This is a genomic window from Bartonella sp. AC62GZZY (genome assembly GCF_042196525.1).
In the GTDB taxonomy this organism is placed as follows: domain Bacteria; phylum Pseudomonadota; class Alphaproteobacteria; order Rhizobiales; family Rhizobiaceae; genus Bartonella.
This window is the reverse complement of record NZ_JBHIQN010000007.1, coordinates 1-22,613: the sequence shown is the minus strand read 5'-3', so window position 1 is coordinate 22,613 and position 22,613 is coordinate 1. Positions and strand designations below refer to the sequence as shown.

Below are 22,613 nucleotides of genomic sequence, written 5' to 3'. Positions count from 1 at the left end.
CACTCTTAAGTTGTTGTGCTTTTTTTTCCTAAACGTTTTTTTGTAAAGTTTTCCATTTTACTTTTCTTTGAACTTACAGATATATCGGAAGATGAAATTTCTAACTGTAAGCTTTCTTTTTTACCATTTGATTTTTGTGTCAATACGCGAACGGTACCACCATTGCGTAACTTTCCAAATAAAATTTCATCAGCTAATGGCTTTTTAATATATTCTTGTATAACACGCCCTAATGGGCGTGCTCCCATCTGAGAATCATATCCTTTATTAGAAAGCCATAAAGTTGCAGAAGGGCTTAATTCAAAACAAATTCCCCGATCAGCTAATTGTGCTTCAAGCTGAAAAATAAATTTTTGCACTATCTGATTGATGATTAAATGAGATAAAGATGCAAACGGAATAATTGCATCTAACCGATTACGAAATTCTGGTGTAAAGAGTCGATTGATTGCTTCTATATCCTCACCATCACGATGTACTTTCCCAAATCCAATAGCTGATTTTGCCATATCTGAAGCACCAGCATTGGTTGTCATAATCAAAATAACATTGCGGAAATCAATTTTCTTACCATTATGGTCTGTTAATCTACCATAATCCATTACCTGCAATAAAATATTAAATAACTCTGGATGCGCTTTCTCAATCTCATCTAGCAATAGAACTGCGTGAGGTTTCTGATCAACGGCATCTGTAAGGAGACCTCCTTGATCAAACCCTATATAACCTGGAGGTGCTCCGATTAAACGTGCTATCGTATGCCGTTCCATATATTCTGACATATCAAAACGCAATAATTCAATGCCTAAAGATGATGCAAGCTGTTTTGCAACTTCAGTTTTTCCTACACCTGTTGGTCCTGAAAATAAATAACTTCCTATTGGTTTATCCGGTTCGCGTAAACCTGCTCGCGCCAATTTTATGGATGAAACTAAGACGGAAATTGCCTGATCTTGACCATAAACAACATGTTTGAGTTCTCTTTCAAGCTTACTCAGTATCTTCTGATCATTCCGGGAAACTGTTTTTGGTGGAATTCTTGCAATTGTAGCAACAGTCGCTTCAATTTCTTTAACACCTATACTCTTCTTGCGTTGTTTTTGTGGCAAAAGCTTTTGCGCTGCTCCACTTTCATCAATAATATCAATTGCTTTGTCAGGTAACCTACGGTCAATTATATAACGTGAAGATAATTCTACAGATGCCTTCATCGCCTGATCTGTATATTTAATCTGATGAAAATCTTCAAAATAAGGCTTCATCCCCTGCAAAATCTTAATCGCATCTGTAACAGAAGGTTCATTAATATCAATCTTCTGAAAACGACGCTCTAAAGCACGATCTTGTTCAAAGAATTTGCGATATTCTCTGTAAGTCGTCGAACCAATACATCGCATAGTTCCAGAAGATAATACAGGTTTCAAAAGATTTGCTGCATCCATATTTCCCCCTAATGTCGCTCCTGCTCCAATTAAGGTATGAATTTCATCAATAAATAAAATAGCATCTGGATACAGCTCAAACTCTTTAATAACTTGCTTTAAGCGTTCTTCAAAATCACCGCGATAACGTGTACCTGCAACAAGTCCCCCCATATCAAGAGAAAATATTGTTGCATTTGATAAAACTTCAGGCACTTGCCCATCAACAATGCGCTTTGCCAATCCCTCAATTATAGCGGTTTTCCCCACTCCAGGATCACCAACCAAAAGCGGATTATTTTTTGACCTTCGACATAAAACCTGAATCATGCGTGAAATTTCTATTTCACGGCCAATTAATAAATCAATTTTTCCATTACGTGCTTTACAATTGAGATCAACACAATAATTCGTTAAAGCACTTGTTCCTCTTTCACCATTATCCGAAATCTGCTGATCTAATTGCTCTTCAAGTCCTTCAAGTAACATGGATAACCCATCATCACGCGTGACACCCTGTGAAATAAAACGTACAGCATCATAGCGTGTCATTCCCATCTCTTGAAGAAAATATGCTGCATGGCTTTCACGTTCAGAAAAAATTGCAACAAGAACATTTGCCCCCGATACTTCATCTTTTCCAGCCGATTGTGCATGAATCACCGCACGTTGGATAACACGCTGGAAAAAAGCTGTAGGCTTTGTATCCTCATCAGCTCTAATCTGTTCATCTAACTCTGAGCGAAGATAATTGGTTAAGCGCTCTCGCAATTCCTCCACATCTACTTGGCAAGCCTGAATAACGGAATTTGCATCGGCATCATCTAACAGCGCAAGTAGAAGATGCTCTAGTGTTGCATATTCATGGCGTGCTTGAGTAGCAATTGTTAATGCACGATGCAAAACCTCTTCAAGACTAGGTGTAAAAGATGGCATAGCTCCTCACTTCCATTCCATTACACATTGTAACGGATGTTCATTTTGACGCGCACATTCCCTCACTTGTAATATTTTCATTTCAGCGACTTCATAAGTATAAGTCCCACATTCTCCTATCCCATTGTGATGAATATTTAACATTATCCGCGTTGCCTCTTCGAAACTTTTTTTAAAAAAGTTCTTCAAAACGAAAACAACAAAATCCATAGGTGTGTAATCATCATTAAGCAAAAAAACGCGACATAATTTAGGTTTTTCAAGTTTTTCTCTAGCCTTAGGCATTATAACCGCACCATGCCTACCTTCATCCCAATTCTTGCCCTTTTCATTATGCATAATACGAGCTATAGAGTTTATTATGAGCATCTGTCCCATTATCGTTTTCCATGCAGCACATTTTTATTAATTTTAAATTCTTTCATAACTATTGCAATACCTGTTTGTATTAGAAAAAAAATTTCCTCTATGGTTAGACTTCAATCGCTCACTCATAAAATAACTTCTGTAAACAAATTAGTAATACCATTCGTCTAAACTGCATCAATAAATTACAGAAAAGGAAGCTTTATAGAAGTTTTTTAGGATAAATGGAGAAATAGGATACTGCAAGTGTATATTAATTATCAAAAAATTATGCGCTACTGTAAAACAATAGCAATTTCTTTTGTTATGTTAGCTTTTTCTTACTGTTGGGCATCCGCCACACCTCAAGGGGCCTATCCTGATAAGTATGCGGCTATTGTTATAGATGCTACTACGGGAAAAACTCTATTTCAAGCCAATGCAACACTGAAACGTTATCCTGCTTCTTTAACAAAAATGATGACATTGTACCTCCTCTTTGAAGCTATGCAGATGCGTCGTGTGACACCAAATACACCAATTCCTGTTTCACATTATGCAGCAATGCGTCCACCGACAAAAATTGGATTTAAAGCAGGCCAAACAATTTCTGCAGAATCAGCAGCTAAAGCACTCATTACAAGATCCGCAAATGATGTTGCTGCTGCCATTGCAGAATATCTTGGAGGTAGTGAAAAAAAATTCGCTCAAATGATGACAGTAAAAGCCCGTAAACTTGGCATGAAACATACACATTTTGCAAATGCTTCAGGACTTCCGGATGTGCACAATTATTCTACAGCACGAGATATAGCGACTTTATCATTAGCTTTACGTAAACATTTTCCCAAACAATATAAATTGTTCAAAACAAAAAGTTTTAATTTCCGTGGACATAAAATTAACAGCCACAATAAACTTGTTAAAATAATGAAAGGTGTCGATGGAATTAAAACAGGCTACACACAAATGTCAGGTTCTAATTTAGCAACTTCGATGCGTCTTGAGGGGCGCTCTATTGTCGCTGTTGTTATGGGAGGTAAATCATCTACTGCACGTGACGAGCATATGGCTAGCTTATTGAATCAATATTTGCCCAAAGCAAGCCAAATGAAAAGTGGTGAACGTTTAATAGCTTCTGTACGCTATCACTTACCCACTGGGGCCAATACTCCTATACCGACCATTAAAGCTGATTCAAGTAATTTTGACGATGAAATTTCGACTATGTTGACAGCATTTGCAGAACAACCTAAAAACTCCAATATCGCAATAACGGCTGTAAATAAGGTAATTATACCAATACCGAATCCTCAAAAAACTATACCAGCTGAGACTCATAAAATTGTAACAGTCTCTTTGTCCGAAAATGCCGGATGGGCTATCCAAATTGGTTCTCTTCCTAGTGAAGAACAAGCAAAAACTCTACTTTTAAAAGCAAAAAATATAGCTTTTTCTACTTTAAAGCATGCATCTTCACACATGCAACTGTTTGAAAAAAGTGGGCGGCGTTATTACCGAGCGCGCTTTACAGGGTTTCAATCAAAAAAAGCTGCATTTGATGCTTGCTCTACATTAAAGAAAGCAAATTTTAACTGCTATACTGTAGCCTACTAAAAATTTTTGAATTCTGCGTTAAGGATAGTATTATGACAGATAATGCTTTTGCTTCATTCCATAAAAAAGAAATTTTATTGAAGCAATCATCCCTCCTTTCATTGCGTTCTCTTCACGATGCTGCCGCAAAACTTACTGGTTTAAAATATAATTCGACAGCATTAGATACACAGTCTCTTGTTAACCTTCTCATTTGCCAAACAATGCGCAACCGTCGTCTCATAATGCCTCCTGTACGCATTCATTTACGCGTTGCGAGCCAAACTGGTAATGTGCCTATTAAAATCCGTTTAGGAGCAACAAATATTTAATTCTACAGACCCTCTCTAAAAAATTATTTTATTATTAACCATTATCTACAGCCTTAGAAAACCTTTTGATAAACATACTTTTTTCTTAAATTGTTGAATTTTTCTGACAGCTTTTCCAACTATCCAATATCTCCAAGCTTTTAATAAAAACATTGTTAAGGACATAAAAATACCCAATATTTTTCCACTTTTTGGATTTAATATAAAAAATTGTCCTTGATATCTTTCTGGAAAAAATGAATAGCTTCATTAGATGAAAGCTTATCATTTGATGGGATTATTGTAAAAGTTCAATAAAGAAAATCCCTCTTAATAACGCTCCTCATACAACATAAACGCTGTAAAAAAACAATCTCACTCCTCTTACTTGTATTTATGTCAAAAGGCACAGAAAATTGGAAAATACAAATACTATCGATGAAAAAACGTAAACAAATTATCAGATTAAATATTATAATAGCGATTTCCATAAGATTTTAATTTATAATTATAATTTATTTTTTGCATATTGAATAAGAGATTTTCGTAAAATGCTCTTATTTTACTTCTTATATTGAATCAGTCAAAATCGCTCGCTTGCTCATCACGAGAAAAATTGGCATATAAACTATTTAAAAAAGGAATCAAAATATCTCTTATGAATCGTTTCAAGTACTAGGATCTTTTGTAACATTGAAAGTTGACAAAAAGGATGATAGTGCTGGTTTTCTCTCTTTATAAATAAAAATGCTAATACTCTATAGATTTTATACCATCCATGGAAAACTTACATTATATTATTCATATGCAAGATACTGATTTATAAAAATAATTAATTATTTTGCATGTTAGATGAGAATCTCGAATATCGTAAGATTCTCTCATTAAAAATCTGTTTATGTTGAATCAATCAAAACCGTCTCTTGCATGTTATGAGCGAGATTAGTGTGTAGCGTGAAACTGTACCAAAAAGACTAAAAATGCCTATAATGAACCGTTTCAAATGCCAAGAGCTTTGTCCCTGTACAGAGGGGCGGCTCTGGCAAAGTGTGCAACCATGCCAGCGTACTCTTTTTATTAAGCATAAAGATGGGGACAGCTCAATGAATTTACCGTTATATCATTCACAGGTGCCATCGTGAAATGAGCTTGGGAGCGTTGAGAGATATTTTTTTAAAACGAACTCACGAACGCGTAACACGATAATGTTCTATTGTGTGCATTTTATTCTCATGAGAATTTTTATAAATATTTCTTAATGTATACGTTATTATTTATTTTAATTTTTTTGTCGGTAAAAAATTTATAAATAAAAAAGATATTTCCAATATATCTCTTAATTATTGTAAATTAGTGTTTTTTTTCAAGGCATTTTTTACCATACTAGGTAGAAAAAACTTCACTTTTAAAAAATTAAAGTCTTTAAAACTCTACTCTCTTCATCATAATTATTCAGATTTAAAACAAATTTTCCTTGGATACTCAGGCATAATCTTCCATTACTTAAAAGATATATGGCTATGGAAACTTTTTAAAGCCATAAAACCCAGCTAAAAATAATGGCAGATTGATCACTAACTTTACTTTACGCTTTCTTATTTTTTCCAAATTACACTTTTTCCCCACTTTAGAGACAAATCAAACAGATGCACAACACTCTCCCCTCCAAGCTTGCATGCAACACCTATTATTCGTTAAGAAAACACTGAATGATCTCAGATTTATTTCAAACTACTGCTGCATTAAAGTGGAACTTTGATTTATAAGGAACAAAAAACATAAGCTTTATTAGGAAATACGATCTCTCTCCCAAAAGTCCAGTTATGGATTGAAAAATGTTCCAGCTCTTAACAAGATATCGCATTGACTGCAAGACCGCCTTTACTTGTCTCTTTATAGCGTTCACTCATATCATGACCAGTCTGGCGCATTGTTTCTATACAAGCATCAAGAGAAACAAAATGATCTCCATTACCATATAATGCAAGAGAAGAAGCCGTTACCGCCTTAACAGCTCCCATTGCATTACGCTCAATACAAGGCACTTGTACAAGACCTGCAACAGGATCACATGTCATTCCCAAGTGATGTTCAAGCGCAATTTCTGCCGCATTTTCAATTTGAGCTGGTGTTCCACCTAACGCTGCGGTCAACCCTGCTGCGGCCATTGAAGATGCCGTTCCAACTTCACCTTGACACCCAACTTCTGCACCAGAAATAGAGGCATTATGTTTGATAACACCGCCTATAGCTGCTGCCGTTAATAGAAAATTATGTATTCCCTCTCGATCTGAATCATCATTAAACTGAAGATAATAACGCAAAACGGCTGGGACGATACCGGCTGCTCCATTTGTTGGTGCTGTAACAATACGACCACCTGCTGCATTTTCTTCATTGACTGCTATAGCATATACCGAAAGCCAATCATTTGCAAAAAGTGGATAATTGCAATTTTTCTTTTGATTTTCCAAAAGTGTATCATGCAGTTTTTTAGCACGCCTTGGAATACGTAATCCACCAGGCAACTCACCTTCTTGTGAAAGACCTCTATTAATGCAATTTGTCATCGCTGAAAAAATTTCATCAAGCCCAGCATCAAGAGAAGAACGCTCTATTTTTATTTCTTCATTTAAGCGTTTCATTTCAGCAATTGAAAATCCTGATTTTTCTGCCATTGATAACATTGTACGAGCAGAATCAAATGGATATGGCACCTCAGACACTTCTGATTCTATATTACCATTCATGTGTCTTAATTCATCCTCAGTTACAACAAAGCCACCACCAATAGAATAATAAATCTGCCGCAAAAGAACATTCCCATCAGTATCAAGCCCTTCAAATGCTAGTCCATTCGTATGACCAGGGAGAATTTCCTTTCGTTCAAAAATAAGATCACGTTGCAAATCAAACTGATAAACGGGATGGCCTTCTGGTTGCACTTTTTTTTCACGTATAACTTTTTCTAACAGGAATCCCATGCTATCAGGATCAACAGTAGACGCTTTTTCTCCTAAAAGTCCTAATATGATAGCTCTATCTGTCGCATGACCAATACCTGTGAAAGCTAAAGAACCATAAAGATAAACACGTATACGAGAAACTTGGTTATCAGATAACTGAGAAAAATCTCGTATCCTTTGCAAAAACATATTAGCCGCTGTCATCGGCCCCATCGTATGTGAGCTAGAAGGACCAATACCAATTTTAAAAAGTTCAAAAACAGATAAAAACACGAACCACCTCAAAACTCCAATATGGTCTGAGTATACGCTTTTCTATAACGTTTGTCCTGTTTAAAATCAAATTGCGAGATAGAGTAAAAAAATGATAGCAATAAACACGAATGTTGCTCGTCTTGCTACCACCCAACACCCTCTTTCTATAGTGCTTTCCATTAGCCAACCTTCAAAACGAACAATGCCCTTAGAGTCATCACTCTCTTAATGTTTCGAACGTAGTAAAATAAGTGTTAATATGCAACATCATAATTTAATAAGAATGAAAAAATTCTACCAAGCATATTTTTCATAATGCACCAAGTTCTTCAAAGTATATGCTTAATGATATAAAATATTTTATGGACATGCTTCGATGAAACGTACAAAGTTTTCTAACGGTTCTCGTTCTGTCTCAAAATTGTTTTCTGGAGCACTCATATCGCGATAACCAAGTGCCATACCACAAATAATATTCCGATCAGAAGGTACAGATAAAAGCGTACGAATTTGTTTATGATAATCAGCAAAAGCTGCTTGGGGACAGGTATCCAATCCAAATCCACGTGCTGCTAACATAATGGTCTGCATAAACATACCCAAATCAAGCCAACTCCCTATTTCCATGTCGTGATCCATTGTAAATAAGAGTCCTACAGGTGCATCAAAAAATAAAAAATTTCGTGCTTTTTGATGAAGCATTTTTTCTTCATCTCCTTTTTGAATTCCAAGACTCTGATAAAGATCCAAACCAACTTTTCGACGCCTTGAAATATAAGGCTCACGCCACTGACGTGGATAATAACTATATTCACGCTCTCCTTTTACACCTGAAAGCACAAGTTGTGAAAGCTCTTGCCCTACTTTCTGTAATACACTTCCTGTAAGCACAATCACTTGCCATGGCTGAATATTTGTTCCAGATGGTGCACGTGCTGCAAGTTTTAAGATTTCTTTGATTGTTTCCAAACTAACTGGCTGATCAGTAAAAGCGCGAATTGACTTTCGTGACAATATAGATTGAAAAACACTCATAGGAGAAACTGTCATTGTTTTTACTTTCTTTATGAAAAATAGTTTTTTCTTATCAAGGATAATATACTGCGAAAATACCTTTGCAGCTTTTTCAAACACTCTATTTCTTTAAATGACTTACACATTTCACGCAGTGGTAAATATTCCCCTTAGAGATAGTATAATCTATCTCTTTTAAGAGAAAGAAATTTGTCTAAAAGAAGACAAAATAAATTTATAATCAATGTCTAACCACCAACTCCGCTAAGCTCTCAAAAAACTCTCCTCAATTCGTTCTAAATCCTGTAGAAGATCATCAACATCATGCTGCATCTGCTTTAAATCAGTTCGTTTTTTATGAATTCCTGCAATTAATTTCTTAAGCTTTTTCTCATTATCAGGTGGTTTTCCAACCATTGTCAAAATATCAGATATTTCAGACAACGAAAATTTAACTCTTTTAGTACACAGGATTTGTTTTAACTTATGACGACCCGTTTATGTATAAAGCCGTGTATTTGCAAACCGAAAAGGGATAAGAAATCCCTCTTCTTCATAGCAAAGTTCGAGCTATTATTGAAAACTCACGTGTTAATTTTCCAATTGAATAATATTCGTACATTTTATTATTCTGTCTTTATAGATCACATTGTTATAAGAAATATGTCTATTTTTTATAAAACTTAGTGAGCACCTTAATCTCTAATTTTCTGCATTCTACTTTAGAAGAAAATACATTCACAAACATTGTATAGTAGAGAATCAATTATTTCTATATTACAGAAAGACTATTGATCTTTCATTATAAGTCCTTTTAAATCTTTATAGAAGATATCAATCAGAAATTTTCCTAAAATTCAAAATCAATCATTATTTGATTTGTAGATAATCAACTCTTTTCCTTGAATATGTTTTTTGAGTTTCACATACTTGGGAAAAAACTTTCTATACTGCCTTCAGAAATAAGAAAACTTTAAAATGAAGCAACAAGAAAGATAAGCATCATTACAAAACAATAAGCTACTAAAGATGTTTAAAATAACTATCGCCTTATAATTTTTGATATTTTTCAAGAGAATATACAACTTCTGCATTTCGAAATAAGAAAACGTCTGAACTTTCTATTCAGACGTTTTTTTATTATGTGATGTTGTATTTAAATTATTCAGCAACAGCCCCAGTTGTCATATTTGTCAACATAGCCTTAGCCACTTCGTTATTACTAGACTTACGCTGCTCATCTACAATCAAATCATCACGAACTGCAGCAATACGACGGATTTGAGAAATTGTACCACCCGTACCTGCTGGAATAAGACGACCGACAATAACGTTCTCTTTAAGTCCTTGCAAAGTATCAATTTTACCAGAAACTGCTGCTTCAGTAAGAACACGTGTTGTTTCCTGAAACGATGCCGCCGAAATGAAAGAAGGCGTTTGAAGAGAAGCTTTTGTAATTCCAAGAAGAATGGGATTACCAGATGCAGGTTTCTTCCCTTCTGCAATCAAATTATCATTGATTTCATCAAGTTCAATACGATCAACATTATCACCTGGAATATAACCAGAATCTCCAGATTCAGTAATTTCAACTTTTTGCAACATTTGACGAACAATCACTTCAATGTGCTTATCATTAATAAGAACTCCCTGCAAACGATAAACCTCCTGAATCTCATTAACAAGATAAGATGCCAAAGCCTCAACTCCCTTAATCGCCAAGATGTCATGAGGTGCTGGATTCCCATCAAGGATATAATCCCCCTTTTCAATTTGATCGCCTTCTTGGAAGTGGAACAACTTACCTTTTGGAATCAAGTATTCTACTGCCTCAAGAGTTTCATCATTTGGTTCAATAATGATACGACGTTTATTCTTATAACCACGGCCAAACCGAATTGTACCACTAACTTCAGCAATAATCGCATGATCCTTTGGACGACGCGCTTCAAAAAGCTCAGCCACACGAGGAAGACCACCCGTAATATCTTTCGTTTTGGCACTTTCCATTGGCAAACGAGCAATAACATCACCAGCCTTAACATGAGCACCAAGTTCAACAGAAAGAATAGTTTCCACTGACATCATATAACGGGCTTCACCTCCCTTATACAATTTAGCAATAGATTCACCTTCTTTATCCGTGTGAATAATAATGGCTGGTTTAAGATCCGCACCACGTGGATTAGCGCGCCAATCAATCACCAAACGCTTCGTAATACCCGTAGATTCATCAGCTGTTTCAGTGACAGATAAACCATCAATCATATCTTCAAAACCCACATAGCCTTCAACTTCCGTTAAAATTGGACGTGTATAAGGATCCCATTCTGCTATACGTTGGCCACGTTTAACCACATCACCATCATCAACAAAAATATGAGCACCATAGCTAACACGATGTACAACGCGCTCTTTTCCTAACTCATCCTTGATAAGGATAGCCATATTACGCCCCATAACAACCAAATGGCCTTCAGAGTTACGAACCACATTACGATTACGAATTTCCACCTTACCTTCATAAGATGCCTCTAAATACGATGAATCCACAACCTGCGCAGTTCCTCCTAAGTGGAAAGTACGCATAGTAAGCTGTGTTCCCGGCTCACCAATGGATTGAGCAGCAATAACACCAACGGCTTCTCCCTGATTAACAGGTGTTCCACGCGCCAAATCACGACCATAGCATTTTGCACAAACACCAAGACGTGTTTCACATGTTAATGCAGAACGAATTTGAACAGATTGAATCCCAGCTGCTTCAATCTTCGCAACATCAGCTTCCTCAATCATTGCTCCACCTTCAAGGATAACCTTTCCAGAGACAGGATGTAGAATATCAACAAGCGCTGTACGACCAAGAATTCTTTGCCCAAGGGAGGCAACAATTTGTCCTGCATCAACAATCGGCTGCATGGTAAGCCCTTTTGCGGTACCACAATCAACTGCTGAAATAATAGCATCCTGTGCAACATCAACAAGACGCCGTGTTAAATAACCAGAGTTCGCCGTCTTTAACGCAGTATCAGCAAGTCCTTTACGTGCACCATGCGTGGAATTGAAGTATTCATTAACAGTTAGACCTTCTTTAAAATTTGAAATAATGGGTGTTTCAATAATTTCACCCGATGGTTTTGCCATTAATCCACGCATACCGGCCAATTGTCTCATCTGGTTAGCAGAACCACGAGCACCAGAGTGCGACATCATATAGATCGAATTCATCGGTCGTTGACGACCTGTTTTAGGATCAAAATCGACGGCTTGAATACGTTTCATCATTTCATCTGCAACGCGATCTGTACATTTACCCCAAGCATCTACAACCTTATTGTATTTTTCACCTTGTGTAATCAAACCATCATTATATTGCTGTTCGTACTCCTTAGCCAAAGCTTCTGTTTCTGCAACTAAACGCGACTTACTATCAGGAATAACCATATCGTCCTTACCGAATGAAATTCCTGCACGACAAGCATAAGAAAAGCCAAGCTGCATAATACGGTCACAAAAAATAACCGTCTCTTTTTGTCCACAGTGCCGATAAACATGATCAATCATTTTAGAAATGTTCTTTTTCGTCATCTCTTGATTGACAATATCAAATGAGATATCCGCATTTCTTGGCAAAAGCTCACCGATAATCAAACGACCAGGTGTCGTATCATAAAGTTTAGAAACTTCTTTTCCATCCTTCCCCATATTCTTAACACGGCCTTTAATCTTCGTATGAAGCGTTACAACCTTATTTTCTAAAGCATAATGAAGCTCACCTATATCAGAAAAAGCCATTCCCTCACCTGGTTCTTTTTCAGAAACAATCGAAAGATAATAAAGACCAAGAACCATATCCTGTGATGGAACAATAATGGGAGCTCCATTAGCTGGATGAAGAATATTATTGGTTGACATCATTAAAACACGGGCTTCAAGCTGTGCTTCAAGAGAAAGCGGAACATGAACCGCCATCTGATCTCCATCAAAATCTGCATTAAAAGCAGTGCACACCAGCGGATGAAGCTGGATAGCTTTCCCTTCAATCAAGATAGGTTCAAAAGCCTGAATCCCCAAGCGGTGCAATGTTGGTGCACGATTGAGCAAAACAGGGTGTTCACGAATAACCTCATCCAAGATATCCCAAACTTCTGGATGTTCTTTTTCAACAAGCTTCTTTGCCTGCTTTACCGTTGATGAATAGCCTTTTGCATCAAGCCGCGCATAAATAAAAGGCTTAAATAATTCAAGAGCCATTTTTTTGGGAAGACCACATTGATGCAATTTTAATTCAGGACCCGTCACGATAACAGAACGCCCCGAGTAATCAACACGCTTCCCAAGTAAGTTCTGACGAAAACGTCCTTGCTTGCCCTTCAACATATCTGATAAAGACTTAAGAGGACGTTTATTGGCTCCAGTAATCACACGCCCACGCCGTCCATTATCAAACAATGCATCAACAGCTTCTTGTACCATACGCTTTTCATTGCGCACGATAATTCCAGGAGCACGCAATTCAATCAGCCGTTTCAAGCGGTTATTACGATTAATAACACGCCGATAAAGATCATTCAGATCTGATGTCGCAAAACGCCCACCATCAAGCGGAACCAATGGACGCAAATCCGGTGGAATAACCGGAATTGTTTTCATAATCATCCACTCTGGCTTATTTCCAGATTCAAGAAAATTTTCAACGATTTTAAGTCGTTTAATCAATTTTTTCTGCTTTAACTCTGAAGTTGTTTCAGCTAATTCAAGACGCAAATCATTAGCGATTTTATCTAACTCCATACTAGCTAAAAGCTCGTAAATAGCTTCAGCGCCAATCATAGCTGTAAACTGATCTTCTCCAAATTCATCAATAGCAAGCATATATTCTTCTTCAGAAAGAAGCTGATGGAGCTTAAGAGACGTCAATCCTGGTTCGGTTACAATATAATTCTCAAAATAAAGAACCCGTTCAATATCTTTTAAAGTTAAATCTAAAAGTGTAGAAATACGACCTGGTAATGATTTAAGAAACCATATATGCGCAACGGGTGCCGCAAGTTCAATATGCCCCATACGCTCACGACGTACGCGGGAAAGAGTAACCTCTACACCACACTTTTCACAAATAATGCCCTTATACTTCATGCGTTTATATTTGCCACATAGACATTCATAGTCCTTAATAGGGCCAAATATACGTGCACAAAAAAGACCATCACGCTCTGGTTTAAACGTCCGATAATTAATCGTCTCAGGCTTCTTAATCTCACCATACGACCAGGACAAAATTTTCTCAGGACTCGCAATAGAAATACGAATAGAGTCAAATGTCTGCGCTGGCGCTTGAGGATTGAAAAGATTCATGACCTCGTGGTTCATGCTGTTCTCCTTCAAAGATTCTTAGAACCTGTTGTAATATCTCATTTATTTTATAACAGATCTTCTTTAAAATACATTTACTTTTAAAAACAACCTGTATAGCCTTAATAAGGTTATTGAGCCTCTTAAAGTAATAAGAGCGCAGCCTTTTTCTAGTGCGCTCCTTGAATTATTATTCTGTCGTATCAGACAATGCCCGCTGTGCAATAAGTTCACGCGCATCATCAAGCTCCACATTAAGAGCAAGTGAGCGCATTTCTTTTACCAACACATTAAAGCTTTCGGGTATACCTGCCTCAAATGTATCATCACCACGCACAATTGCCTCATAGACTTTTGTTCGACCAGCCACATCATCTGATTTTACTGTTAGCATCTCCTGCAAAGTGTATGCAGCACCATAAGCTTCAAGTGCCCAAACCTCCATTTCACCAAAACGCTGACCACCAAATTGTGCCTTACCTCCTAATGGCTGCTGCGTAACAAGTGAATAGGGACCAATAGAACGTGCATGAATCTTATCATCAACAAGGTGATGCAATTTCAACATGTAAATATATCCCACCGTTACTGGACGATCAAAAGGCTCCCCAGTACGACCATCATAAAGCGTAACCTGCCCTGAACTATCTAATCCTGCGTCTTCCAGCATCATGTTAATATCAGACTCATGTGCTCCATCAAAAACAGGCGTTGCAATTGAAACCCCTTTCTTCATCTGTAAAGCCAATTTGTAAAGGCTTTCATTATCATACTGACGGACTGGCTCATTATGATTATCATCAGGCATAAGATTTTCAATACGTTGGCGCAAAGGAAGTATATCCCCAGTTTCTTGATATAATTCTAACAAATCGCCAATCTTCTTGCCCATCCCGGCACATGCCCAACCAAGGTGCGTCTCAAGAATTTGTCCAACATTCATACGACTAGGCACACCAAGTGGATTCAAGACGATATCAGCATGGGTCCCATCTTCAAGAAAAGGCATATCTTCTACGGGAAGAATACGTGAAACAACACCCTTATTCCCGTGACGCCCCGCCATCTTATCACCTGGTTGGATTTTGCGTTTCACAGCCACAAAAACCTTCACCATTTTCATGACACCAGGAGGCATTTCATCACCTCTTTGGACTTTTTCAACTTTATCCATAAAGCGACGTTGTAATGCTTCTTTTGATTCATCATATTGTTTACGCAAAGCTTCAATTTCATTTTGAAGCTTTTCATCCTCAACAGCAAATTGCCACCACTGTGATCGTGGATAATGCCCCATTACTGTACTATCAAGCTTTTTACTACCCGAAAAGCCTTTCGGACCTTCTACAGCAACTTTACCTGTCAACATATCGGTAAGACGCGCATAAACATTGCGATCAAGAATCGACTGTTCATCATCTCGGTCTTTTGCTAAACGCTCAATTTCTTCACGCTCAATTGCCATCGCACGTTCATCTTTTTCCACGCCATGGCGATTAAAAACGCGAACTTCAACAACAGTACCAAAAGTCCCAGGAGGCATACGCATAGAAGTATCACGAACATCAGATGCCTTTTCTCCAAAGATTGCACGCAGAAGCTTTTCTTCCGGCGTCATGGGACTTTCACCTTTTGGGGTAATCTTTCCAACTAAAATATCACCTGGTTGAACTTCAGCACCAATATAAATAATGCCAGCTTCATCAAGGTTTCTTAACGCTTCTTCCGCAACATTAGGAATGTCGCGCGTAATTTCCTCAGGTCCAAGTTTTGTATCGCGTGCCGCAACTTCAAATTCCTCAATATGAATTGAAGTAAACACATCATCAGCAACAATGCGCTCGGATAACAAAATAGAATCTTCATAATTGTATCCATTCCAAGGCATAAAGGCTACGAGAACATTCCGCCCAAGAGCTAAATCACCAAGATCCGTAGATGGACCATCTGCAATGATATCACCTTTCTCTACCCTATCACCAACATGTACAAGAGGACGCTGATTAATACAAGTGGACTGATTAGAACGCTGAAATTTCTGTAAACGGTAAATATCAACGCCTGATTTTGAAGGATCTAAATCTTCTGTTGCACGAATAACAATACGGGTAGCATCGACTTGATCAACAACACCACTACGTTTTGCACTCACAGCAGCTCCTGAATCGCGTGCAACAACGGATTCCATTCCCGTACCAACAAAGGGTGCCTCAGCGCGTACAAGAGGAACTGCCTGACGCTGCATGTTCGATCCCATCAACGCACGATTCGCATCATCATTTTCCAAAAATGGAATAAGCGCTGCTGCAACTGAAACCAACTGTTTTGGTGAAACATCCATCAAATCAACATGATCGCGTGGCGCCATTAAAACTTCACCTGCATGACGGCAAACAACAAACTCTTCTATAAAGCGGCCTTCACTATCTAATGAAGAATTAGCTTGAGCTACATAATGCTTTGCTTCTTCCATCGCTGAAAGATAAATAACTTCTTTTGTGACTTTACCATCAATAATTTTTCGATATGGGCTTTCAATAAAGCCATATTTGTTAACTCGCGCAAATGTTGCTAAGGAGTTAATCAGACCAATATTGGGGCCTTCTGGTGTTTCAATCGGACAAATACGACCATAATGCGTAGGATGGACGTCACGAACTTCAAAACCCGCACGTTCACGAGTCAAACCACCTGGACCAAGAGCAGAAAGACGGCGTTTATGGGTAATTTCTGACAATGGATTGGTTTGATCCATAAACTGAGACAATTGTGAAGACCCAAAAAATTCACGGACCGCTGCTGCCGCAGGCTTTGCATTAATCAAATCCTGTGGCATAACTGTATCAATTTCAACCGATGACATACGCTCTTTTATCGCACGCTCCATACGAAGAAGACCAATGCGATATTGATTTTCCATCAACTCCCCGACGGAACGAACACGACGGTTGCCAAGATTATCAATATCATCAATTTCACCACGTCCATCACGCAATTCAACCAACATCTTAACAACAGCAATAATATCCTCTTGGCGTAAAATGCGAACTGTGTCTGGACAATCAAGATCCATACGTAAATTCATCTTAACACGCCCGACAGCGGAAAGATCATAACGCTCTGGATCAAAAAACAATGAATGGAACATTGCTTCTGCTGTATCGATTGTTGGTGGTTCACCTGGACGCATCACCCGGTAAATATCAAATAACGCATCCTGCCGACTTTCATTTTTATCTACCTTCAAAGTATTGCGGATGTAAGCGCCAATATTCATGTGATCAATATCAAGAATATTGACTTGATCAGCACTAACATCGAGCAGAATTTTTAATACTTTTTCGTCAATTTCATCACCAGCTTCAAGGTAGATTTCACCTGTTTCGTAATTGACGATATCTTCGGCTAGATAACAACCTAATAAATCATCTTCACTAACTTTAACCGCTTTAAGTCCTTTTTCTACCAAAGACTTTGCAGTACGAACTGTTAATTTTTTACCAGCCTCCGCAACGACTTCACCACTATCTGCATCTATAAGATCAGAAATGAGCTTCATTCCTTTAAAGCGATCCACAGAATAAGGAACACGCCATCCTTCTCCATCACGCTCATAAGTCACTTTATCATAAAACGTCGATAAAATATCCGACGCATCCATACCTAATGCCATCAAAAGACTAGTAACAGGAATCTTGCGCCGTCGATCAATACGCGCATAAATGATATCTTTAGCATCAAACTCAATGTCAAGCCAAGAACCACGATATGGAATAACACGAGCAGCAAAAAGAAGCTTTCCTGATGAATGGGACTTTCCTTTATCATGGTCAAAAAAGACACCAGGAGAACGATGCATCTGAGAAACAATAACACGCTCCGTACCATTAACAATAAAGGTACCATTCGTCGTCATTAAAGGCATATCGCCCATATAAACGCCTTGCTCTTTAATATCTTTGATATCTTTGGAGCCAGTATCCTCATCAACATCAAAAACAATCAAACGCAATATGACCTTTAATGGGGCAGCATAAGTTAAATCACGTTGACGGCACTCTTCAACATCAAATTTTGGTAAATCAAATTCATAACCTACAAACTCAAGCATAGCTGTCCCGGAAAAATCTGAAATAGGAAAAACCGATTTAAAAACAGCTTGCAAACCTTCATCTGGTCGCCCACCTTTCGGTTCCTCAACCATGAGAAATTGATCGTATGAGGCTTTTTGAACCTCAATAAGATTCGGCATTTCTGCTACTTCAGGAATCTTACCAAAAAATTTCCGTACGCGCTTACGACCATTGAATTGAGACATCATTGCGTGAGTCTGAGCCATCGTCGCTCCTTGATCTTTACTGTTCAAGGTAGACCAACCTTGAAAGCCTTATACCATTAACCTGCATATGCAGACCAGTTCACTTGACACTCAATAATGAGCATCATTAACTTTCCCCACCAACATAAGCCATTTATCTCTTTGACTCTATGATGAAGGGGGAAGTAATCCAAACCTATCCCATTCCTGTTACGAAACCATTGGGAAAAGGTTTTTTACTCATTATTTTCCCTCTTTGTATTAAGAGAAAGAAAATCGGCGAACATAAATGTTCGCCGATAAAATTAAATTTACTTAAGTTCAACTTTAGCACCAGCAGCTTCAAGTTGAGATTTAATTTTCTCTGCCTCTTCTTTAGAAGCACCTTCTTTAATAGGCTTGGGTGCTCCTTCAACCAGATCTTTAGCTTCTTTAAGACCAAGTCCAGTAAGGGCACGAACTTCTTTAATAACATTAATTTTTTGTGCGCCACCTTCAACAAGAATAACATCAAATTCTGTTTTTTCTTCAGCAGCTGGAGCAGCAGCACCAGCAACAGCAGCGACAGCTACAGGAGCAGCAGCCGAAACCCCCCACTTTTCTTCAAGTAACTTAGAAAGCTCAGCAGCTTCCAAAAGGGTTAGATTAGAAAGGTCTTCTACGATCTTCTCTAGATCAGCCATTTTTAAATTCCTTCAATTAAAAGATTTGAACCATTATTAAAACTTATCCAAAAAAACAGAAAAGCATTAAAGCTTTTCCATAAACATGAATACAAACAGCCTTAAGCCGCCTTATCCTCCTGAGCATATGCTCCAATGACACGCGCAACCTGACCAGCAGGGGCATTAACAACCTGTGCAATACGGGTCGCAGGGGTAGAAATCATACCCACAAGTTTTGCACGCAACTCGTTTAATGAAGGCAATGAAGCCAATGACTTCACAGCATCTACACTTAAACTTGTTGCACCCATTGAACCACCAAGGATGACAAATTTGTCATTGCTTTTCGCAAAATCAACAGCAACTTTTGGTGCTGTGATTGGATCTTCTGAATAAGCAATAAGTGTTTGTCCGGTAAACAAACCCACTATCGATTCAGATTCCGTGCCCTGAAGAGCGATTTTAGCAAGACGGTTTTTGGCGACCTTAACGGCACCGCCAGCTTCACCCATTTTTGAACGCAGATCATTCATCTGTGAAACTGTCAGACCGGAATAATGTGCAACAACAACAGAACCAGACTTCCGAAAAGCCTCGTTAAGCCATGTAACAAATTCGCGTTTTTCCGCTCTATTCACTGTCTCTCTCCATTTAACAGATTTGCTTAGAACAAACCTGTTGGTTACCTTTGATAACATAAAATACTTCATGTCACCGATGAGGATCCTGTCCCCTTTTTCACGCACAGCGTTCAAAGGCAACCTTGGCTCAAACCCTTTAAGTCTTTTAACTCTCAGTTTTTACCCCAGTCTCATGCAGGCTTTTTTGATTAAGATACTTAAAAGTATCACCTACAATCTCGGACAGGATATTCCGGAATTTCTTCCGGTACAACCTAAGCTCTATAAAGCTTAGATAGCTAGCTGATCAAAACCAGCATTTAAAATACAATTTTGATGTTCACATACCCCAAAACAAAATTATAAATCAGCTTATACTGTCTCTGAACGAACTGTTGCTGGATCAACTTTAACACCAATCCCCATAGTCGAAGAAACAGCAACGCGCTTAATATACTCACCTTTTGCACCTTGCGGCTTAGCTTTAATAACTGCACTTGCAAAGGCTTTTATATTTTCTACGATTTTTTCAACACCAAAAGAAGCCTTACCAATACCAGCATGCACAATACCGGCTTTTTCAACACGAAACTCAACAGCACCACCCTTAGACGCTTTGACAGCACCAGCAACATCAAGTGTTACAGTACCAACTTTGGGATTGGGCATCAAACTCCGTGGACCAAGAATCTTACCAAGACGACCAACAAGAGGCATCATGTCTGGTGTTGCAATACAACGATCAAAATCTATAGTCCCTCTATTAACGCTTTCAAATAAATCTTCGGCACCCACAATATCAGCTCCTGCCGCCTTAGCTTCCTCAGCCTTATCCCCACGAGCAAAAACGGCAACACGAATATTTCTTCCTGTTCCATTAGGCAAATGAGCAACACCTCGAACCATTTGATCAGCATGACGAGGATCAACACCCAAATTCATTGAAATTTCGATTGTTTCATCAAATTTAGCAACGGCACGCTCCTTAACCATTAAAACAGCATCTTTTAAAGCGTAAAGTTCACTAAAATCGATATCTTTTCGGATATTTTTTATTCTCTTTGCTACTTTTGCCATAATACTAGCCCACCACTTCCAAACCCATCGAGCGAGCAGAACCTTCAACCATACGCATCGCTGCCTCAATGTCATTTGCATTAAGATCTTTCATCTTTGATTCCGCAATCGAACGAATTTTATCGCGAGAAATACTTCCTACAGACACTTTACCAGGCTCTTTTGAGCCAGATTTCAGGTTTGCTTCCTTCTTTAAAAAGAATGATACAGGAGGCGTCTTGAGAGAAAATGTGAAAGATTTATCTTGGTAATACGTAATAACAACTGGAATCGGTGCCCCCTTTTCCATTTCTTGTGTCGCTGCATTAAACGCCTTACAAAATTCCATGATATTAATACCACGCTGCCCAAGAGCTGGACCAATCGGTGGAGATGGAGTAGCAGCTCCTGCAGGGACCTGCAACTTAAGCTGACCTATACTTTTTTTTGCCATAACAATCTGCCTTTAATTTCACTGGTATACTGACAATTCATCTTGCCCGTCACCCGCTTGCAGTCACGTGGTTCGGATCATTAAGCCGACAAAAGCTATAAATCACCTCCCACTCCTTCCTTAAAGTAATAAAAACTACTCTAAGTTTAATCAGAGTTTTTCAACCTGACCAAATTCCAAATCAACAGGCGTAGGACGCCCAAAAATAAGCACTTCAACCTTAAGACGAGAGCGCTCTTCTTCAACCTCTTGAACAATTCCATTAAACGAAACAAAAGGACCATCAGCAACGCGAACTTGCTCTCCAACCTCAAACAATACAGAAGACTTTGGAGACTCAACCCTTTCCTGAACTTGTTTGAGAATTTGCTCAACCTCTCGATCAGAAATGGGAACAGGACGCGCATCCGATCCTAAAAAACCTGTCACTTTAGGCGTATTCTTAATAAGATGATAAACTTCATCTGTTAACTCAGCACGAACAAGAACATAACCAGGAAAAAATTTTCGCTCAGTATCAACTTTGCGTCCACGACGAACCTCTACAACACGCTCTGTTGGAACAAAAATCTTTTCAAAAAGATGATCAAGTCCCTTCTGCTTTGCCTCCTTATCAATAGCTTCCGCTACTTTCTTTTCAAAATTTGAATATGCCTGAACAATATACCAACGAGCTGCCACAGTCACACTTCCTTACATTCTCAACTAAAAAGATATTTCAGAAGATCAATAACCCGCCAAACACCAAAATGCATAACCTGATCCACAATAAAAAAGAAAGCTGAAGCCAATGCAGTTACCAACAAAACCATAATAGTAGAAATAACCGTCTCACGACGTGTAGGCCATTTCACTTTAATCGTTTCTGCATAAACCTGCTTCAAAAAGGTAATCGGATTGGTTTTAGATGCCATCGTCACACTATACTCTCTCTAGTCCTATTGTGTTTTATAGAACAAAATAAACAGAAAAAAATGCAAAAGCCAACTTTCAGACTTATGCAATTTCCTTACTTTCTATTCAATACCGTTTCACACACAAAAAAACAAGCCCCATATCAAAAAAAGCGAAAAAGGCAGCAAAATCCACTCCCTTATATGTAAAATCCCCCTTTGGCAGGGGCAGCAGGACTTGAACCCGCGACCTGCGGTTTTGGAGACCGCCGCTCTACCAACTGAGCTATACCCCTAACTCTCAAAATTAAAATACTTTTAACACCCCTTTAACAAGCATTATTTATTCAATGATCTTAGAGACGATACCGGCACCAACAGTACGACCACCTTCACGAATAGCAAAAC

15 protein-coding genes, 1 tRNA gene and 1 pseudogene are annotated in these 22,613 nt (G+C 38.2%); 2 read left to right on the top strand and 15 right to left on the bottom strand.

The window, feature by feature from the left end:
* Positions 1-5 precede the first annotated feature (5 nt).
* Both clpA and clpS read right to left on the bottom strand, forming a co-directional pair.
* The gene (gene clpA, locus ACFIML_RS05730) at positions 6-2,357 is read right to left on the bottom strand and encodes an ATP-dependent Clp protease ATP-binding subunit ClpA (protein ID WP_375607221.1); all 2,352 of its coding nucleotides are present in this window, start codon (positions 2,355-2,357) and stop codon (positions 6-8) included.
* 6 nt (positions 2,358-2,363) lie between these two features.
* Positions 2,364-2,735, bottom strand: a complete 372-nt coding sequence (gene clpS / locus ACFIML_RS05725) for an ATP-dependent Clp protease adapter ClpS (protein WP_375687601.1) — start codon at positions 2,733-2,735, stop codon at positions 2,364-2,366.
* Between the two features lie 234 nt (positions 2,736-2,969).
* Here clpS and ACFIML_RS05720 point away from each other — a divergent pair, with 234 nt between their 5' ends.
* Together ACFIML_RS05720 and ACFIML_RS05715 are read left to right on the top strand one after the other, a co-directional pair.
* Positions 2,970-4,319: a D-alanyl-D-alanine carboxypeptidase gene (locus ACFIML_RS05720; protein ID WP_375607223.1), complete on the top strand. Its 1,350-nt coding sequence runs from the start codon at positions 2,970-2,972 to the stop codon at positions 4,317-4,319.
* Between the two features lie 32 nt (positions 4,320-4,351).
* Positions 4,352-4,630, top strand: a complete 279-nt coding sequence (locus tag ACFIML_RS05715; RefSeq protein ID WP_273790659.1) for a hypothetical protein — start codon at positions 4,352-4,354, stop codon at positions 4,628-4,630.
* 1,826 nt (positions 4,631-6,456) lie between these two features.
* On the opposite strand, the gene ACFIML_RS05710 is transcribed toward ACFIML_RS05715, so the two are convergent.
* The 13 genes and pseudogenes from ACFIML_RS05710 to ACFIML_RS05650 all read right to left on the bottom strand — a co-directional run.
* Positions 6,457-7,848, bottom strand: a complete 1,392-nt coding sequence (locus tag ACFIML_RS05710) for an L-serine ammonia-lyase (protein ID WP_375687599.1) — start codon at positions 7,846-7,848, stop codon at positions 6,457-6,459.
* Positions 7,849-8,190: 342 nt separating this feature from the next.
* Complete coding sequence (locus ACFIML_RS05705) at positions 8,191-8,880, bottom strand: nitroreductase (RefSeq protein WP_375607225.1); 690 nt, start codon at positions 8,878-8,880, stop codon at positions 8,191-8,193.
* A 228-nt stretch (positions 8,881-9,108) separates the two neighbouring features.
* Positions 9,109-9,288: a hypothetical protein gene (locus tag ACFIML_RS05700; RefSeq protein ID WP_375607226.1), complete on the bottom strand. Its 180-nt coding sequence runs from the start codon at positions 9,286-9,288 to the stop codon at positions 9,109-9,111.
* Positions 9,289-10,005: 717 nt separating this feature from the next.
* Positions 10,006-14,217 carry a DNA-directed RNA polymerase subunit beta' gene (gene rpoC / locus ACFIML_RS05695; protein WP_375607227.1) on the bottom strand — a complete coding sequence of 1,404 codons (4,212 nt, stop codon included), beginning with the start codon at positions 14,215-14,217 and terminating at the stop codon, positions 10,006-10,008.
* 172 nt (positions 14,218-14,389) lie between these two features.
* Positions 14,390-18,538, bottom strand: a complete 4,149-nt coding sequence (gene rpoB, locus ACFIML_RS05690; protein ID WP_375614670.1) for a DNA-directed RNA polymerase subunit beta — start codon at positions 18,536-18,538, stop codon at positions 14,390-14,392.
* 290 nt (positions 18,539-18,828) lie between these two features.
* Positions 18,829-19,200: a 50S ribosomal protein L7/L12 gene (gene rplL, locus ACFIML_RS05685; RefSeq protein ID WP_012755028.1), complete on the bottom strand. Its 372-nt coding sequence runs from the start codon at positions 19,198-19,200 to the stop codon at positions 18,829-18,831.
* 101 nt (positions 19,201-19,301) lie between these two features.
* Complete coding sequence (gene rplJ / locus ACFIML_RS05680; RefSeq protein ID WP_375607229.1) at positions 19,302-19,820, bottom strand: 50S ribosomal protein L10; 519 nt, start codon at positions 19,818-19,820, stop codon at positions 19,302-19,304.
* A 354-nt stretch (positions 19,821-20,174) separates the two neighbouring features.
* On the bottom strand, positions 20,175-20,879 hold the full coding sequence (gene rplA, locus ACFIML_RS05675) for a 50S ribosomal protein L1 (RefSeq protein ID WP_375607230.1): 705 nt from the start codon (positions 20,877-20,879) through the stop codon (positions 20,175-20,177).
* 4 nt (positions 20,880-20,883) lie between these two features.
* Positions 20,884-21,312: a 50S ribosomal protein L11 gene (rplK, locus tag ACFIML_RS05670; RefSeq protein ID WP_273723157.1), complete on the bottom strand. Its 429-nt coding sequence runs from the start codon at positions 21,310-21,312 to the stop codon at positions 20,884-20,886.
* A gap of 150 nt (positions 21,313-21,462) precedes the next feature.
* Positions 21,463-21,993 carry a transcription termination/antitermination protein NusG gene (nusG, locus tag ACFIML_RS05665; RefSeq protein WP_273790740.1) on the bottom strand — a complete coding sequence of 177 codons (531 nt, stop codon included), beginning with the start codon at positions 21,991-21,993 and terminating at the stop codon, positions 21,463-21,465.
* Between the two features lie 20 nt (positions 21,994-22,013).
* On the bottom strand, positions 22,014-22,226 hold the full coding sequence (gene secE, locus ACFIML_RS05660) for a preprotein translocase subunit SecE (RefSeq protein WP_273790652.1): 213 nt from the start codon (positions 22,224-22,226) through the stop codon (positions 22,014-22,016).
* Positions 22,227-22,425: 199 nt separating this feature from the next.
* Positions 22,426-22,501: transfer RNA gene (locus tag ACFIML_RS05655), tRNA-Trp, on the bottom strand.
* Between the two features lie 47 nt (positions 22,502-22,548).
* Positions 22,549-22,613, bottom strand: a pseudogene (locus ACFIML_RS05650) (elongation factor Tu); the annotation flags it as partial.

What these genes read in the sequence shown, in the direction of transcription:
- clpA (WP_375607221.1), bottom strand. Translation starts at nt 2,357, where the DNA reads ATGCCATCTTTTACACCTAGTCTTGAAGAGGTTTTGCATCGTGCATTA.
- clpS (WP_375687601.1), bottom strand. Translation starts at nt 2,735, where the DNA reads ATGGGACAGATGCTCATAATAAACTCTATAGCTCGTATTATGCATAAT.
- ACFIML_RS05715 (WP_273790659.1), top strand. Translation starts at nt 4,352, where the DNA reads ATGACAGATAATGCTTTTGCTTCATTCCATAAAAAAGAAATTTTATTG.
- ACFIML_RS05705 (WP_375607225.1), bottom strand. Translation starts at nt 8,880, where the DNA reads ATGACAGTTTCTCCTATGAGTGTTTTTCAATCTATATTGTCACGAAAG.
- rpoC (WP_375607227.1), bottom strand. Translation starts at nt 14,217, where the DNA reads ATGAACCACGAGGTCATGAATCTTTTCAATCCTCAAGCGCCAGCGCAG.
- rpoB (WP_375614670.1), bottom strand. Translation starts at nt 18,538, where the DNA reads ATGGCTCAGACTCACGCAATGATGTCTCAATTCAATGGTCGTAAGCGC.
- rplL (WP_012755028.1), bottom strand. Translation starts at nt 19,200, where the DNA reads ATGGCTGATCTAGAGAAGATCGTAGAAGACCTTTCTAATCTAACCCTT.
- rplA (WP_375607230.1), bottom strand. Translation starts at nt 20,879, where the DNA reads ATGGCAAAAGTAGCAAAGAGAATAAAAAATATCCGAAAAGATATCGAT.
- rplK (WP_273723157.1), bottom strand. Translation starts at nt 21,312, where the DNA reads ATGGCAAAAAAAAGTATAGGTCAGCTTAAGTTGCAGGTCCCTGCAGGA.
- secE (WP_273790652.1), bottom strand. Translation starts at nt 22,226, where the DNA reads ATGGCATCTAAAACCAATCCGATTACCTTTTTGAAGCAGGTTTATGCA.